Annotated in this window: 15 protein-coding genes and 7 tRNA genes; 3 read left to right on the forward strand and 19 right to left on the reverse strand. The window is 62.6% G+C overall.

All coding sequences use genetic code 11. From position 1 onward, the window contains the following. Positions 1–157: 157 nt before the first annotated feature. The 7 genes from CQ020_RS05410 to CQ020_RS05440 form a co-directional block, all read right to left on the reverse strand. Complete coding sequence (locus tag CQ020_RS05410) at positions 158–1519, reverse strand: HRDC domain-containing protein (RefSeq protein ID WP_105690895.1); 1362 nt, start codon at positions 1517–1519, stop codon at positions 158–160. An 80-nt stretch (positions 1520–1599) separates the two neighbouring features. Continuing rightward, positions 1600–2259 (reverse strand): DUF3000 domain-containing protein, encoded by a 660-nt coding sequence (locus CQ020_RS05415; RefSeq protein WP_105690896.1) that lies wholly within the window; start codon positions 2257–2259, stop codon positions 1600–1602. Positions 2260–2326: 67 nt separating this feature from the next. Next, a complete protein-coding gene (locus CQ020_RS05420; protein ID WP_374955184.1) occupies positions 2327–3433 on the reverse strand; it encodes a threonine aldolase family protein in 1107 nt (368 codons plus the stop codon). 29 nt (positions 3434–3462) lie between these two features. Then, on the reverse strand, positions 3463–4200 hold the full coding sequence (locus CQ020_RS05425) for an SDR family oxidoreductase (RefSeq protein ID WP_105690897.1): 738 nt from the start codon (positions 4198–4200) through the stop codon (positions 3463–3465). After that, a complete protein-coding gene (locus CQ020_RS05430; RefSeq protein ID WP_105690898.1) occupies positions 4200–5567 on the reverse strand; it encodes a DUF6421 family protein in 1368 nt (455 codons plus the stop codon). The genes CQ020_RS05425 and CQ020_RS05430 overlap by 1 nt, the downstream gene beginning before the upstream one ends. Before the next feature lie 191 nt (positions 5568–5758). Continuing rightward, positions 5759–6217, reverse strand: a complete 459-nt coding sequence (gene msrB / locus CQ020_RS05435) for a peptide-methionine (R)-S-oxide reductase MsrB (RefSeq protein WP_105690899.1) — start codon at positions 6215–6217, stop codon at positions 5759–5761. 14 nt (positions 6218–6231) lie between these two features. Continuing rightward, on the reverse strand, positions 6232–6723 hold the full coding sequence (locus CQ020_RS05440; RefSeq protein ID WP_105691069.1) for a hypothetical protein: 492 nt from the start codon (positions 6721–6723) through the stop codon (positions 6232–6234). A gap of 135 nt (positions 6724–6858) precedes the next feature. Between CQ020_RS05440 and CQ020_RS05445 the strand changes: the two genes are divergently transcribed. Beyond that, on the forward strand, positions 6859–8130 hold the full coding sequence (locus CQ020_RS05445; RefSeq protein ID WP_105690900.1) for a S9 family peptidase: 1272 nt from the start codon (positions 6859–6861) through the stop codon (positions 8128–8130). Between the two features lie 52 nt (positions 8131–8182). On the opposite strand, the gene ybaK is transcribed toward CQ020_RS05445, so the two are convergent. The 3 genes from ybaK to CQ020_RS05460 form a co-directional block, all read right to left on the reverse strand. Continuing rightward, a complete protein-coding gene (ybaK, locus tag CQ020_RS05450) occupies positions 8183–8689 on the reverse strand; it encodes a Cys-tRNA(Pro) deacylase (protein WP_105690901.1) in 507 nt (168 codons plus the stop codon). A 45-nt stretch (positions 8690–8734) separates the two neighbouring features. Continuing rightward, a complete protein-coding gene (locus CQ020_RS05455) occupies positions 8735–9196 on the reverse strand; it encodes a SufE family protein (RefSeq protein WP_181151765.1) in 462 nt (153 codons plus the stop codon). A gap of 91 nt (positions 9197–9287) precedes the next feature. After that, entirely contained in the window at positions 9288–10214 is a 927-nt protein-coding gene (locus CQ020_RS05460) for a sulfurtransferase (protein ID WP_105690902.1), read from the reverse strand. Between the two features lie 209 nt (positions 10215–10423). Here CQ020_RS05460 and zapE point away from each other — a divergent pair, with 209 nt between their 5' ends. Then, positions 10424–11464, forward strand: coding sequence for a cell division protein ZapE (gene zapE / locus CQ020_RS05465; RefSeq protein ID WP_105690903.1), 1041 nt, complete (start codon positions 10424–10426; stop codon positions 11462–11464). Between the two features lie 35 nt (positions 11465–11499). On the opposite strand, the gene CQ020_RS05470 is transcribed toward zapE, so the two are convergent. The 9 genes from CQ020_RS05470 to CQ020_RS05510 form a co-directional block, all read right to left on the reverse strand. Further along, the gene (locus CQ020_RS05470) at positions 11500–12729 is read right to left on the reverse strand and encodes a benzoate/H(+) symporter BenE family transporter (protein WP_105690904.1); all 1230 of its coding nucleotides are present in this window, start codon (positions 12727–12729) and stop codon (positions 11500–11502) included. A 165-nt stretch (positions 12730–12894) separates the two neighbouring features. Beyond that, complete coding sequence (locus tag CQ020_RS05475; protein WP_105690905.1) at positions 12895–13128, reverse strand: antitoxin; 234 nt, start codon at positions 13126–13128, stop codon at positions 12895–12897. A gap of 95 nt (positions 13129–13223) precedes the next feature. Beyond that, on the reverse strand, positions 13224–14678 hold the full coding sequence (locus tag CQ020_RS05480) for an amino acid permease (RefSeq protein WP_105690906.1): 1455 nt from the start codon (positions 14676–14678) through the stop codon (positions 13224–13226). Between the two features lie 179 nt (positions 14679–14857). Then, positions 14858–14933 (reverse strand) — tRNA-Gly (locus CQ020_RS05485). Positions 14934–14990: 57 nt separating this feature from the next. Then, positions 14991–15065 (reverse strand) — tRNA-Val (locus tag CQ020_RS05490). A gap of 23 nt (positions 15066–15088) precedes the next feature. Next, positions 15089–15161 (reverse strand) — tRNA-Gly (locus tag CQ020_RS05495). Between the two features lie 57 nt (positions 15162–15218). Next, a tRNA-Val gene (locus tag CQ020_RS05500) sits at positions 15219–15293 on the reverse strand. A gap of 39 nt (positions 15294–15332) precedes the next feature. Next, positions 15333–15403: transfer RNA gene (locus tag CQ020_RS05505), tRNA-Cys, on the reverse strand. A 46-nt stretch (positions 15404–15449) separates the two neighbouring features. Next, positions 15450–15522 (reverse strand) — tRNA-Gly (locus tag CQ020_RS05510). A gap of 259 nt (positions 15523–15781) precedes the next feature. Between CQ020_RS05510 and CQ020_RS05515 the strand changes: the two genes are divergently transcribed. Beyond that, positions 15782–15856: transfer RNA gene (locus CQ020_RS05515), tRNA-Val, on the forward strand. Positions 15857–15958 lie beyond the last annotated feature (102 nt).

Genomic DNA, 15958 nt, shown 5'->3' on the forward strand with positions numbered 1-15958 from the left:
GCGTCGCGGGAGCTTCGGCTGGCATTGATACAATGTTACTCGTGGGTAACTTAGCTTGCAAGATCCGTGCCGCGCCTGGTGTCCGTGTCTCTCGGGACGCAAAAGGCCTGCCTCCACGAACCATGGTTCGCAGGGACAGGCCTCAACGCGGGGGTGCTTAGCCGGCATCGCCGGAAGCTTGCCCGTCCTTGGCTGCTTTGGCTTCCTTCGCCTTGGACTCTTTGGCGGGAAGCGGAGCGGGGTTCAGGCACGCTTCGGTGAGTATGGGAGCTGCGAAGGAGATCTGCCACTCGCGGGCACCCAGCGACCGCAGTTCCGCAGCCACTGATTCGAGGGAAACCTCGGCCGGGGGCCGCCAGGCCACCCGCCGTAAGTAATCCGGCGTCAGCAGGTTCTCCACCGGCAGCTTCAGCTCATCCGCTGTTGCCTGCAGCGCCGGCCTGGCGGTGGCCAGGCGTGCCGCAGCCTCCGGATCCCGGTCCACCCATACCCTGGGCGGTGGCGGCGCATTGGTGGGCAAGTGAAGGGGTGGGAGATCCGTGAGGGTCCGGGCGTTGGTGATGCAGCGCAGCCAACGTGGGGCTTCCCTTTGGGCGGAGCGTCCGTGGAATCCTTTGGTGGCCAGCAACTGAGGCACCGTGGTGGGCATGGCCTTGGCGGCGGCTACCAGCGCTGAGTCGGGGATGAGGCGGCCAGGTGCTACGTCCCGTTTGCGGGCCAGCTGATCCCGTTCGAGCCACAACTCACGAACGGCTGCCAGCTGGCGGCGGTCGCGTATCTGGTGAAGCCCGGAGGTCTTCCGCCAAGGATCCACCCGCGGGGCCGAGAGGCCTGCGGCGAGTATCCCGGCAAACTCCTGTTCGGCGTATTCGAGTTTGCCGTCGGCTTCCAGCAGCTCCATGAGTTCCTCGCGGAGCTCCGCAAGGACTTCGACGTCGAGGGCTGCGTAACGCAGCCAGGGCTCCGGCAGCGGGCGCGTGGACCAATCAGCCGCGGAGTGTTCCTTGGCCAGGCCAAAGCCGAGGAGTTGTTCAATCACTGCTGCAAGGCCAACCCGGGGGAGTCCCGCGAGGCGGGCCGCAAGTTCGGTGTCGAAGAGTTTGTCCGGCCACATGCCCAGCTCGGAGAGGCAAGGGAGGTCTTGCGAGGCAGCGTGCAGGATCCATTCGACGCCGCGGAGGGCGTCATTGATGATGTCCAGGTTCTCGAAGGGTTCGGGATCGATCAGCCAGGTTCCGGCACCTTCGCGCCGGATCTGAACCAGGAAGGCCCGCTGGCCGTAGCGGAACCCGGACGCGCGTTCCGCGTCCACTCCGGCCGGCCCTGTTCCGGCGGCAATGGCGGCTGCGCACCGCTCCAGCCCGGACGGGGTGTCGATGACCTGGGGTACTCCTTCACGGGGAGTATCGAGATCGATGATTTCAGGGACGTGACTATCGAAGCCGTCTACCTTGATGTGGGTGGTGGGATCAGCAACCGGGTCGCCGGCCGTGGTGTTTTCCGGATATTCAGGGGTCATGGTGGCTTAAGCTTACCGATTCCGGCCGCAGCGGGGTGTTTCCAGTGCTTTGCGGGTACCCGCCGACGCATTTCTCATACTCAATTGAGTCTCCTGTTGGGTAGCCCTGTTACCCCTGGTGGCAGAGGTGGCAGGCCCGCGAAGGTGCACACCATGTCAGACCAGGCTTCGAGGTGGGCTTGTACATCCTGGCTGGCCGGCGTCCAGGACGCCCGGAGCTCGATGTCTATGGTGTCCGGCCGTTCGGCCAGAGTTCCGAAGCTCTCGGAAAGGATCCTTGTTGCTGTTCCACCGGCAGCGCGGTAGGGGGCTGCATGGTTCTCCAATGCATCCACGAGCCAGGTCCAGGCAACAGAGCCGAGCATGGAGTCGTTCCCCATCTCTGCGTCCATTTGGGCCCGAATGTAGGTGACGATGCGGAACTCACCTTCCCAGACGGCCGAGCCGTCGGGGTCGTAAAGGAGGATGAAGCGGCCGGTTGCGAGTTCGTCGTCCTCTTCGCTTGAAGGACTGCTGCCTTGGTTCGCGGCGAAGGCCTTGGCTGCAGGACCATGGACGGGAACCTGGCGGGTTGCTGCCGTGGGGCTGAAAACCTCAGCTCCCAAGGCGACCGCATAGGGGGCAAGCCGGGCAGGAGCGGGGATCTCGTCAAGGCGCAGCTCGCTGCGGCACTGTGCTTTTCGGAGTGATCCCAAGGCGAAGAGAAACTCCGAGGGAACCTGTGCGAGGGCGTTCACCATCGCAGATTATGCGTCCGGGGCGGCGAATCTGTGCAGGCTCGCCGCCCCGGGGTGCACGTCTTATGTGTTAGGCCAACTCGCGCTTGATGGCCGCTACGAAGGCATCGATGTCTTCCTCCGTGGTGTCGAAGGAGCACATCCACCGGACTTCGCGGCGGGCAGCATCCCAGTCGTAGAAAGCGAAGGACTCCCGCAGCTTGTCCGCCGCTCCTTCGGGAAGGATGGCGAAGACCCCGTTGGACTGCGTTGCCTGGGTAGGCTCCACGCCGTCGATTCCCTCGATGGCCGTCCGCAGGCGAGCGGCCATGGCGTTGGCGTGGGCGGCGGAACGCAACCACAGGCCATCCTCAAGGAGGGCGATGAACTGGGCTGAGATGAAGCGCATCTTCGAGGCGAGCTGCATGTTCATCTTGCGCAGGAATTTCAGGCCATCAGCTGCTTCCGGGTTCAGCGCCACCACGACTTCGCCAAAGAGAAGCCCGTTCTTGGTGCCGCCGAAGGACAGGATGTCCACCCCGGCGTCGCGGGTGAAGACCCGCAGGGGTACGTCCAGGTGCGCGGCGGCGTTCGCCAGCCGGGCGCCGTCCATGTGAAGCTTCATGCCCTTGGAATGGGCGTGGTCTGCGATGGCCCGCACTTCATCCGGCGTGTAGCAGGTCCCGAGTTCAGTGGTTTGGGTGATGGAGACAACCAGTGGCTGCGCGCGGTGCTCATCGCCCCAGCCCCAGGCCTCGCGATCGATCAGCTCAGGTGTGAGCTTGCCGTCCTCGGTGGGAACCTGCAGGAGTTTGATCCCGCCTACCCGTTCCGGCGCGCCGTTCTCATCCATATTGATGTGTGCCGTGGAGGCGCAGATCACCGCTCCCCAACGGGGAAGGAGGGATTGCAGGGCTAGGACGTTGGCGCCAGTGCCGTTGAAGACCGGAAAGGTCTCGATGCCCGGGCCGAACTGCTGCTCCAGCACCTCCTGCAGCCGCGCGGTGTACACGTCCTCGCCGTAGGAGACCTGATGCCCGCCATTGGCCGTTGCCAGTGCCGCAAGGATCTCCGGGTGCACGCCGGAGTAGTTGTCGGATGCGAACCCGCGAACCGCAGGGTTATGCAGTTGGCCCGCGCCCGGGGTGTCCGTGGCGCTGTGGATTGCCTCTGTTGTGCTCGTCACTTGTTCATTCACGCTTTCAAGTCTATTTGGGCGGCAGGAGTCTATGTGGCCAGCAGGATGCGCTGGCCGTTAAGAGCGGCGGCCGGTTGTTCAAAGAGCCCGACGGCGGCGGCGGCCACTTCTTCGACGTCAGTGAAGCCGGGGAATCGCCGTTCAGGATGGGCCTTCCGCATGGCTGCGTCGACGAGAGCTTTCACCACGAAAATCACCGCCGCGCTGTGCTGCTCAGTGGGAGCATCTGGGTTTCCGGCGTTGCCGGATTGCGCCCGGCTGAAACCGTCGGCTACGGCCAAGGTCCAGGCCTCCGCGGCAGCCTTTGCAGCAGCGTAGCTGGCGGCCGCAGCCGTCGGGGCAGCTGCAGTGGTTGAGGACACCATGGCCAGCCGGCCGTGCGGAGATGCTTCGAGTTGGCTGTAGAAGACCCGGGAGACGTTTCGGAGTGTGGTGACAGCGCTGCGTTCCATGGCCTCCCAATCCTCGTCCGTTTGGTCTTCAATGCCCTTCGCGCCCCGCCAGCCGCCCACCAGGTGGATCACGCCGTCAATGCCCTCAATGCCGAGGCCATTCACAGTGGCAGCAAGCTCGCGGACAGACTCCAGGCTGCTGAGATCGCAGAGCAAAGGAGTTGCTCCGTGGCCGGCCTCGCTCGCAGCCGCCTTGATCCGGACGTCATCCGAGCCCACCGTGAGCACCCTGTGACCGGCGGCCCCCAACGCGCGCGTCACGGCGATGCCGGAAGCGCTGCTTCCGCCGGTCACGAGGATAGTCAGTGTGCTCATCAGGCGGCAGTCGCGCCCGTGATGCCGGTGGTGGACTCGATGACGGGACGCATTTTCTTCTCCAGTGCTTCGTAGAACATGGACAGGGGGAATTCGTCGTCCAGCACCTGGTCCGTCAGGCCGCGGGGCGGACCGTCCAGGGGTAGTGCCTCGGGGCCCTTGGCCCAAACAGATGCCGGGTGCGGAGTCACCGTGCTCGAAATGAGCTCGTATGCGGCCAGCCAGTGGGCAGCCTTGGGGCGGTCGATCGAGCGCCAGTACAGTTCTTCGATTTTGGCGCCGAGTTCCACCACAACCGCGGCAGCTTCGTCCCAATCAATGGAGAGCTTGCTGTCCGTCCAGTGGAGGACGTGGTGCTGGTGCATCCAGGCGAACAGCAGCTGGCCGCCCAGGCCGTCGTAGTTGCGGACACGGTTGCCGGTGATGGCGAACCGGAAAATGCGGTCGAAAATCACCGCATACTGAACCAGCTTTGCATGCTTGCGGGCATCGGGATCGGCTTCTTCGTCCTTTTCAATGCGCACCGACTCGCGGAACGCGGTCAGATCACAGCGCAGCTCCTCCAGCGAGTACAGGAAGAACGGCATGCGCTGCTTGATCATGAATGGATCGAACGGAAGATCCCCGCGCATGTGGGTGCGGTCGTGGATCAAGTCCCACATGACAAACGTGCGCTGGGTCAGTTCCTGGTCCTCGATCAGCTGCGCCGCGTCGTCGGGCAGTTCCAGGGATGTGGTTGCCGCCGCTGCCTTGAGGACGCGGCGGAAGCGGGCGGCCTCACGGTCGGCGAAGATGGCGCCCCACGTGAATGTGGGTGTCTCGCGGACTGCCACCGTCTCCGGAAAGAGCACGGCCGAGTTGGTGTCGTATCCGGGCGTGAAGTCCACAAAGCGGATGGGGACGAACAGCTTGTTGGAGTACTCGCCTGCCTCCAGGCCGCCTATGAACTCAGGCCAGATGACCTCGATCAGGACTGCTTCCACCAACCTGCTGGTGCTGCCGTTCTGCGTGTACATGGGGAAAACCACAAGGTGCTGCAGACCGTCAACGCGCTGCTCCTGGGGCTGGAACGCTTGAAGGGAGTCCAGGAAGTCCGGTACTCCGAAGCCTCCCTGAACCCAGCGGCCAAAGTCTTCCACCAGGAGCTCCAAGTAGCGGGCATCGTGAGGGAAGTGCGGCGCCAGCGCCGTGATGGCGTCAGTCACCGTGGACACCAGAGTTGCCGCCTCGGCATGAACGTCAGAATCGGCAATGGAGCCGTCCTGTTCCTGATGTGCCTGGAGGGCGGTGGCTGCAGCCTTCAAGGACATCCACTCAGCGTTGTCGGCAGTGACACGCTGGGAGATAGCGGTGGTGATAGTGGTCATGGAGCTCGGCCCTTTCGAAGGAGGATTGCTTCTGGGCCGAGCGTAGCAAGCAAAAAGCATCGCTAATCCAAAATTGCCTCGAGCATAAGAAACTCTTGGCCATTGGGTGAGTGGAGGCCGTTCGAGGTCCAGTCCCGGCATATGAAACCTTCCGGACGGGCGGGGCCAAGCCCCTGCCCGCCCAGGAAGGCCTAGTTCTCTTCGGGCTTCACCAGACGCAGTGAAACAGAGTTAATGCAGAACCGCTGGTCCGTGGGCGTTCCATAGCCTTCGCCCTCAAAAACGTGCCCCAAATGGGAATCACAGTTCGCGCAGCGCACCTCCACACGATCCATTCCCATGGTGCGGTCATGAAGGTACCGCACAGTGCCCTCTGCAAGCGGCGCCCAGAACGACGGCCAGCCACAGTGGGAATCGAACTTCTCCCGGCTGGTGAACAACTGGCTGCCACAGGCGCGACACTGGTAGACGCCCTCTGTGTGGGTGTCCCAGTACTCACCTGTGTACGGCCGCTCAGTGCCTGCCTGCCGTAGCACCCGGTACTCCTCGGGCGTCAACTCCTCGCGCCACTGAGCATCGCTCTTTTCCACGGGAACGGCAGCCCCCTCGGGCGCAGAAGTCGTCTTGCTGGTGTTATCAGGAGTGTTCATGTCTACTGCAACGCTTACGAGTCGCCGATAAATCCCGAGCCCGCATACAGGTGCAAGACCGGAAGCCCCAGCTGATCCTGTGCCTTATTGGCCCAGTCAGTATGGAACGTGTCCGCAATGGCATGGGGGCGGGTGATAACCACAGCTTGGGCAGCATCCACTGCCCGGACCTTCGCCACCAGGCCGGCCACGGCACCGCCGTCGAAAACTTCCCCCGTCACGCCTCCACCCAAGCCAGCCAACGCCGCCAGCGACGCGGCCAGGGTCTCGGAGGCCTCCGCACGCTCAGCCTCAGGGTCCGGATGCTGCGCAGTGAGCTCCCGGAACGCCTTCGCAATATCAAGCAACGACAGATTCTCCAGGAAATCCACCAGAAGGTGTCGTTCAGTGTTGGACGGAACCAGAACAATAAGGGGAGCATCACCGCCGTCGAGAAGTTTGGCGATGTTAACGCGGTCGTCGGGGCCAAGGGGCTCTTCAGTCAGGATGACGATGGGATCACTCATGGCTACAGCGTAGTCCCGGCCAAGGGCAGTCCGCAGACTTTTGGGAGCTGAACCGCGCGTCAGGATTCCCGGGCGAGTGCGCCGCGCGGCCCACGCCTGCACCAGCCAGTGCCAGGGAGCAGCAACAATGGAACCATGGCATCGACTACCCCGCCAGCGAGCGACGCTGCAGACAAGAAACTCTCCCTCCGCACCAAGTGGGCCATCGCCGGCTTCCTGGCAGGCGGCACCATCGCCGGTTTGGTGGGGGCAGGGTCCTCGGCGCTCGCCGTGTATTTTGCCCGCCGTGTCATTACCCCTGCTGCCAGGCACGAGGACCAGGAAGTCCTCGCCGTGATCCGCGGCGACAAGGGACCGCAGGTGATTCTGGCGGCCACCCCGGACAGCACCATTGACGGCGTGTTCAGCCTGTTCTTCTCGGGCGGCAAAGGTCACGCCAGGATCGGGCGGATTGTGTCGTATTCGCCCGCCGAGCAGACAGTACTGCGCGAAGTTGAGGAGGTCTACAGCGGAGACCTCTCCGAGGCCCGCCGCGCATGGTGGAGCGGGGCAACGTACCCGGATCCTGCTGCGATCGGCCTGGCTGCCGAGGACGTGGACATCGTGGTGGACGGCGGGAAGGCGCCTGCGTGGTTGATCCGGGCCGAAGCATCGGCTGCATCGCCGGTCTGCGCCATCATGGTCCATGGCCGTGGCGCGACGCGCCTGGAAGGGCTGCGGGCAGTCCGCACCGCACGCGAGCTGGGGATGGACAGCCTGCTGATCTCCTATCGCAACGACGGTCTGGCACCCTCCGCGCCGGATGGACGGTATGGGCTGGGATCCACGGAATGGCGCGACGTGGAGGCCGCGATCGAATACGCAGTGGACCACGGCGCCCAGGAGATCGTGCTGTTCGGCTGGTCCATGGGCGGGGCCATCAGCCTGCAAACAGCTGATCTGTCCAAGCACCGCCACCTTATCCGGGCCTTGGTCCTGGATGCCCCGGTCATAAATTGGGTCAACGTGATGGCCCATCACGCTGAGATGAACAGAATTCCCTACAACGTGGGGCGCTACGGGCAGATGATGCTGAGCCATCCGCTGGGGCGCAGGCTGACCGGACTGTCCGCGCCTGTGGACCTGAAGGCCATGGACTGGGAAGCCCGCGCCGTTGAATTGCGGACACCCACCTTGCTGATCCACAGCGTGGACGACGACTACGTGCCCTTCGGGCCCTCCGCCAGCCTGGCGGAAAAGAACCCTGAGATGGTCACGTTTGAACCCTTCGACGGCGCCCGGCACACCAAAGAGTGGAACGTCGATCCGGAACGCTGGGAGCGCCTCGTCCGCGCCTGGTTGCAGCGGCAACTGGCTCCGCGGAACAACCCGGGACAGGCGGGCGCCGCCGGGGTGCAGGCTGGCTGAGCAATTCCATTGCGCAGGCCGGTTGAGCAGTCCGGTCCCAGGTGGTTCGAGGTCAGCCTCGGCGCTTGTCGTTGGTGCCGATGGGAGCAGTGAGGGCCTTGGTGAGCCGGATGAGGTCTGCCGGGGCCAGCTCAATATCCAGGCCGCGGCGGCCTCCTGAAACGAGGATGGTGCTGAAAGCCAAGGCGGACTCGTCGACCACCGTGGACGAGGCCTGCCGCTGTCCCAGCGGCGATATGCCTCCCACAACGTAACCGGTGCGTCGTTCCGCAGCCTTGGGGTCCGCCATGACGGCTTTCTTGACTCCGAGAGCTGCAGCAACCGACTTCAGATCCAGGTTTCCGGATACCGGAACAATCGCCACTGCCAAGTGGCCCTCAACCTCCACCATGAGGGTCTTAAAAACCCGTTGGGGTTCGATGCCAAGGACTTCTGCTGCTTCCAGTCCGTAACTGGCTGTCCCGGGATCATGGGCGTAGGGGTGCAGCACGAAGGAAACGCCGGCCGCTGCAAGTGCTGCAGTTGCCGGCGTTCCCTGTGAAGCTGTCTTTTTGGCCATCTCCGTGGTGCCCTTCGGTTTCCAACCAGTCAGTTTCGCAACCGGTCAGCTTTCCAGCCGGGTGGCTGCTGCGACTTTCCGCTTGATCCGGCCAAGCATGGCCGTCATTCCCCGCATGCGCAGGGGAGTGATGGCCCGGGTCAGGCCCAGCAGCTCCGGCATGTCGTCAGGAACGGCAAGGATTTCCTCGGCCGTCAACCCATCCAAGCCCTCGTGCAACACCCCTGCGAAGCCCCGGGTTGTGGGTGCTTCCGGAGGAGCTTTGAAGTAGAGCCGGTAGGCGCGGGCGCCGCCGTCGGGATTTTTCTCGGACTCGATAGTCAGAAACAGCGGTGACTGGCATTCCACAACCTGTTCCAGCAGCTCAGGGTGGTCCTTCAAGCGCTCCGGAAGCTCCGGCAGGCCCTTCGAGAATTCGAGAAGGAGTTGCAGGCGGTCAGGCTCCGTCAGTGCTTGGAAGTCATCGACGATTTCCGCCAGGGCGGTGGGCAAGGTGTTGGTACTCATCACTTCCAGCTTACGCACAACAGCGGCCAATGCAGCTTGTGTGCCGGAACACTACGGACGCCATTTACGTGCGGACTGGACGCGACTGAAGCTAGCTGCGGACGAGGGAAGCCGGAACGGAACCGCGATCAGCGCCCTTGACGATGGGAACCCGCACAGCGTTGCCCCACTCGGTCCATGAGCCGTCGTAGTTACGGACGGAGTCAAAGCCCAACAAGTACTTCAGTGCGAACCAGGTGTGGCTGGAACGTTCGCCGATGCGGCAGTAAGCCACCACGTCAGCGCCGGGCTCCAAGCCGGCCTCGCCCAAGTAGAGCGCCTCCAGCTCTTCACGGCTCCGGTACGTACCGTCTTCAGCAGCGGCGCGTGCCCACGGGATGGACGCGGCCGTGGGAATGTGGCCGCCACGCAGTGCGCCCTCTTCCGGGTAGGCCGGCATGTGCGTGCGCTGTCCGGTGTATTCCTCAGGGGAGCGGACGTCAACAAGGGGGTTTCCCAGGTGGGCCAGGACGTCTTCCTTGAAGGCGCGGATCGGAGCATCGTTGCGCTCCACTTCCGGGTACTCACCCACGGCGGGCCGGGAAACGTCGGTGGTCAGCTCGCGGCCTTCGGCGATCCACTTGTCGCGGCCGCCATCGAGGAGACGCACATCCTCGTGGCCGAACAACGTAAAGACCCACAGAGCGTAGGCAGCCCACCAGTTGGACTTGTCACCGTAGATGACCACGGTGCTGTCGCGGGAGATGCCCTTGGAGGCAGCGAGGGCGGCAAAGGCGGCGCCGTCCACGTAGTCGCGGGTGACCTCGTCATTCAGGTCGGTGTGCCAGTCAATCTTGACCGCGCCCGGGATGTGGCCTGTTTCGTAGAGGAGAACGTCTTCGTCGGACTCCACAACCACAAGCTTGCCGTCGGAAATGGCGCCGTCGGCAATGGCTGCCGCGAGCCACTCAGTGGACACAAGGCGTTCTGGGCTTGCATACGCTGCAAACTTTTCGTTCTGTTCAACTGGGTAGGACATGGTGATGGCCTTTCACTGACAACGGTCGGAGCCAGGCCGTAGATAAGTAGTGCAGGTGCCGGCCGGGCGTGCTTCAACACTAACCACGGGCGGCGGGGAATGCTTCCCGGCGGTCATACGGTGAAACATGGGCTTGGTCACGTGAAGGTTTCCGGGCGTCAGATGCCGGTATTCTTGCTGGGGACCTAAAACCGAAGGAACGGACCACCGTGGTAAAGATCGAACAACTGGCTGCCCGCACACCGGCAGTCTCTGTGGAGGAACTCCTCAAGGGTTTCTACCCGTCTCCGCGATTCGGAGAGGTATCATTCGACAGCTACCGGCCCGACCCTTCGCAGCCGAGCCAGGCCAACGCCGTGAAGCTGCTGTCGGCTTTCGCTGATGGTGTGGGCTCCGATGACGGCGGCGGTCTTTTCAAGAAGTTGTTCGCCAAGAAGGCCCCGGCAACAAGGGCGGGAATCTACCTCGACGGTGGCTTCGGTGTGGGCAAGACCCACCTTCTGGCATCTCTCTGGCACAGGTCGCCGGGGCCCAAGGCATTCGGCACGTTCGTCGAATACACCAACCTCGTGGGTGCACTGTCCTTCCGCAAGACCGTGGAAGCCCTGAGCAGCTACAAGCTGGTGTGCATCGATGAGTTCGAACTTGATGATCCGGGCGACACCGTGCTCATGTCCCGGCTCATGCGTGAACTGGCCGACGCCGGCGTAAAGCTGGCAGCGACGTCCAATACCCTTCCCGGTTCACTGGGTGAAGGGCGTTTCGCTGCCGTGGACTTCCAGCGCGAAATACAGGTCCTCGCTGACCAGTTCGACGTCGTCAGGATCGACGGCGAAGACTTCCGTCACCGAGGCTTGCCCGCGGCCCCCGCGCCGCTCAAGACTGAAGAGCTCAAGCACCGGATGCGTGCTGAGTTCGACGGGAAGACCGTAGCTGTTGATGATTTCGGCACTCTCGTCAACCACCTGGCCGCAGTCCACCCCAGCCGCTACCGGCAGCTCATTTCCGGCGTGGAGGCTGTGGTGTGGAGCGACGTTGAAACCATTACCGAGCAGGCTGTCGCGCTCCGCTTCGTGGTTCTCGCGGACAGGCTCTACGACAAAGATGTGCCGATCCTGGCCAGCGGCGTACCCTTCGACAAACTCTTCACCGATGAGATGATGACCGGCGGCTACACCAAGAAGTACTTCCGGGCTGTTTCCAGGTTGACGGCGTTGGCACGCGAGGCCCAAAACCACGAGCCCGCCTGAACTATGCCCCGCCTGAACTACGCGGCCCGCCTGATTCAGGGCTTCTGAAGGGGCTCGCGGCTCTTCAGCATCCAGCGAACCAGGATGCCACCGGCCAGAGCCCAGAAAGCAGCGCCGACACCGGCGAAGCTCAAGCCTGATGCTGCCAGCAGGAAGGTAATGCAGGCGGGAATACGCTCCTCGGCCACCGCCAATGCTGACGAGATCGACGACGCCAGGGTTCCCAGAAGGGCCAGCCCTGCCACCGCTTCAAGGAGCCCCGACGGGGCCGCGGCAACTAATGTAACAAGCGCTGCTGAGAGCGCTGCGAGTACCAGGTACGCCAGGCCGGAGACGAACGCAGCGATCCATCGCCGGCTGTGATCCTTGCCTGCCTCCTCACCCGCGGCCAGTGCCGCACTGAGGGCAGCCAGGTTGATTGCGTGGCCTCCGAACGGTGCACCCACCATGGTTCCAGCCCCCGTGACCAGCATTGATGACCGCCACGGAGTGGTGTATCCGAAGGACTTGAGCACTGCGACCCCGGGAATGTTTTGCGAGGCCATGGTGACGATGAACAAGGGCAGGGCCAGCCCTACCGCAGCCTCCACGGTAAATATGGGCGTGGTCCACTCCAGCCTGGGCAGGAGGCTGTCACTGGGGACATGGACTCCGTTGGACACGATGTGGATGCCGATGGCGGCCAAAGCCACCAACAGTGACGCTGGGACGGACCAACGGGGTGCGAATTTCATCAGGACAACCCAGCACACCACCACGGGGGCAACAAACAATGGCGCTGAGCCCAACGACTTGAAGGGTGCCAGGCACAGGGGGAGAAGGACACCGGCCAGCATGGCCTGCGCCAAGGCGGTGGGTATCTTCGCCATGAGGCGTCCCAGAACAGGCAACAAGCCCGTCAGGACGATCAGGGCCCCCACCATCAGGAACGCCCCGACGGCGGCCGGCCAACCGCCGTCGACCATTCCGGCGGAGGCCAGAAGAGCCGCTCCAGGGGTGGACCACGCCAGCGTTACCGGCATCCTGGACCGCCACGCCAGCCAGAGGATACCCAAGCCAAAAGTGAGGGTGAGCGCCAGCAAGCCACTGGATGCCTGAGTCTGATTGGCGCCTACAGCCTGCAATCCGGCAAGGACTACGGCGAACGAGGACGTGAACCCCACCAGCGCTGTGACAATCCCCGCCGTGATCGGTGGCCCCAGCGTCTCGCGGGTGGCACGGTTTCGGGTGGCCCGGTTGCGGGTAGACGGGGAGGCGGAAGGCATAGGGTCCAAAATACCTGACCAGGCAGGGCTTCCTGCGACGGTGGGGATGCCTATGGAGCCGAACCTCCATTAACGCGGGTATCCCGTTAAACGCCAAGGGCACCGGTGGCGCCTCGCGGCGGGACCGGTGCCCCCTTGACGTATCTGGTACGGCGGCTCAGGCAGCTACGGCTGCTTCGGCTCATCCGTGACGGGAGCCTCTGCAGGCTTGCCGTCGTTCTTGGCCACGAAGTCGGAAGCGGCGTTCTGGACTTTGTCGACGTGACCGGCGTACTTGCCGCCCGTCTTCTGGTCCACAAAATCCCCGGCTTTGTCGATGCCATTCTTGATGGCTTCTTCGTTGCCTTGAATGAGACCCTGAGCCTTGCCCTTCAGGTCGTCAATTAAACCCACGGGCACCTCCCTTCCATCGCGGAGCCAGTTCGCTCCTCCGCGTCAGACACTAACACCAGTTTTCCGAGGTGCCAAGAGGTCAGCGGAGGCTTGTGGACAAACTACGCCAAGGGCTTACTTTCCACCGCGTGGCGCGGGCTGTTCGGGTTCATGAGGGAGTGCCGGCGACCGTAGGCAAAGTAGATGATCAGGCCGATGACCAGCCATGCGCCGAACCGGACCCAGGTTTCCCAATGGAGCTGGAACATGAGGAAGGCCGATGCCAGGACGCCGAACGCGGGGACCACAGGCATGAATGGCAGGCGGAACGTGCGCGGCGCATTGGGCTTGGTGTAGCGGAACACGATCACGGAGATGCAGACCACCACAAAGGCGGCCAGGATGCCGATGTTCGTGAGGTCGGCAACTTCCTTGATGGGGAAGACGCCGGCAAGGAACGCCGAGGCAACACCGGCGATCCACGTGACGCGCTGCGGAGTGCCATGCTTGTCAGTCTTGGCAAACCAGCCCGGGAGCAGGCCGTCACGGCTCATGGAGAACCACACGCGGGTGACGCCGAGCAGGAAGGTCAGCATCACGGTGAGGATGGACAGGACCGCGAACACCGAAATGATGGTGGCGATGACGGGCAATCCGACGCCGGTGAACGCAGAAGCGAAACCTGCGGTGGGATCGATGTCCTTGTAGTTCTGCATGCCGGTGAGCACCAGTGTCGCGGCTACGTAAAGCAGCATGGCCACGATCAGCGACAAGATGATGGCCTTGGGCATGTGCTTCTTGCCGTCCTTGGCCTCTTCCGCGGCGGTGCTCATGGCGTCGTACCCGAAGACTGCGAAGAAGACGGTTGCTGCACCGGCCAGGACCGGGCCGAAGCCGCTGGGCATGAACGGGTTGTAGTTCTCGGTGTTGATGTAGAAAATGCCCAGGCCGATGATGAACAGGATCAGAACCACCTTGATGGCAACGGCCACCAGTTCAAAGCGGCCAAACGCCTTGGTGCCACGGCTGAGGATCCAGGTCACCAGGAGGCAGACGAGGATGGCGGGGAGGTTGATGATGCCGCCTTTGCCCTCATCCGCGGTGGAAGTCATCCATGTGGGCATGTGGATTCCGATTCCGGAAAGGAAGGCATCGAAATAGCCTGAGATGCCGATTGCCACCACAGCCACGATCGCGATGTATTCAAGCAGGAGGTCCCAGCCGATGAACCAGCCGATGATTTCGCCCAGGGCCACATAGCCGTAGGTATAGGCAGAACCGGCCCGGGGAATCATGCCCGCAAACTCGGCGTAGGACAACGCTGCTGCAGCCGAAGCGAGGCCGGCGATCAGGAAGGAGAAGAGAACAGCGGGACCCACGCCCGGGCTGCTGTCACTGCCGTGGGCAACCAGCCCTGCCAGCGAAAAGATGCCGACGCCGATAATTCCGCCCACACCAATCGCTGTCAGTTGCCAGAGGCCAAGACTTTTAAAAAGCCCGCTGTGTTTGTTTTCTTCCTCAATATCGTCGATGGGCTTGCGCCTTAGGACAGACTGGGAAGCAATCTGTTGGTTCATGGGGGTACTCCTGCCGGTTGGCGTGGAACGGTGATGAGCTCGCAGTACATTATGCGAGCCGAATCACATGAGATAAAGCGATTTCTTCCGAGGGGTACCGGTTACTTCCTTGAATGAATTGAGAATTCGCCGTATCCGGGCATAAAAAAAGCAGCTCCGGGGAGCTGCTTTCTTTATTTTGGAGCGGACGACGAGATTCGAACTCGCGACATCCACCTTGGCAAGGTGGTGCTCTACCAGCTGAGCTACGTCCGCACATGCTGCCAGCCGGGCATATGCCTGGCTAACAACTTCAAACAAGTTGCCTTGTTCTGGTGGGCGATACTGGGATCGAACCAGTGACCTCTTCCGTGTCAGGGAAGCGCGCTACCGCTGCGCCAATCGCCCGTTACCGGGTCCTTCAATAGGAGAGCGGACGACGAGATTCGAACTCGCGACATCCACCTTGGCAAGGTGGTGCTCTACCAGCTGAGCTACGTCCGCACATGCTGCTTGCCAGGCATATGCCTGGCCCTCAACAACAAACAAGTTGCCTTGTTCTGGTGGGCGATACTGGGATCGAACCAGTGACCTCTTCCGTGTCAGGGAAGCGCGCTACCGCTGCGCCAATCGCCCATGCATCCAGCAAAGAGCTGGAAGACATGGTTTTCACCGAGGTGGGTACGGGATTCGAACCCGTGTATACGGCTTTGCAGGCCGCTGCCTCGCCTCTCGGCCAACCCACCGTGTAAGCAGATTTCCGAAGAATTCGTGCCTTGACAGTGCCTTGCGAGCGGACGACGAGATTCGAACTCGCGACATCCACCTTGGCAAGGTGGTGCTCTACCAGCTGAGCTACGTCCGCAGTGTCGTTTCGGCGGGCAGCCTTGCAGGCATTCCGTCGCTTTCCGACGAGTAAAAACTCTATAGGAGGTTGCTGCAAACTCCAAATCGGTAGCTTGCCTTTGAATGCGGAGGTGGCTGGATCCTTGTATTTACGCGGTTCCGGCGAAGTTTCATCGCTGTAATTCCACTGTTGTAGTTCTCCCGGACTTCGGTGCCGGGCCGGAGGCCGCGATCCGTTTTGTATTCCGGCGATGGTCCGTTAGTGTTTTCTATGCACCGGGCGATTGGCGCAGTGGTAGCGCGCTTCGTTCACACCGAAGAGGTCACTGGTTCGAACCCAGTATCGCCCACCACCGGTTTGCAAAGATGAACCCCGTTGGGACTGATTGAGTCAGTTCAAACGGGGTTTTTCTTTTGCCCCTGGCCGGCTTGAAGGTCCTGTGGTGACCTTCAGG

This window comes from Arthrobacter sp. MYb23 (assembly GCF_002979775.1).
In the GTDB taxonomy this organism is placed as follows: Bacteria; Actinomycetota; Actinomycetes; order Actinomycetales; family Micrococcaceae; genus Arthrobacter.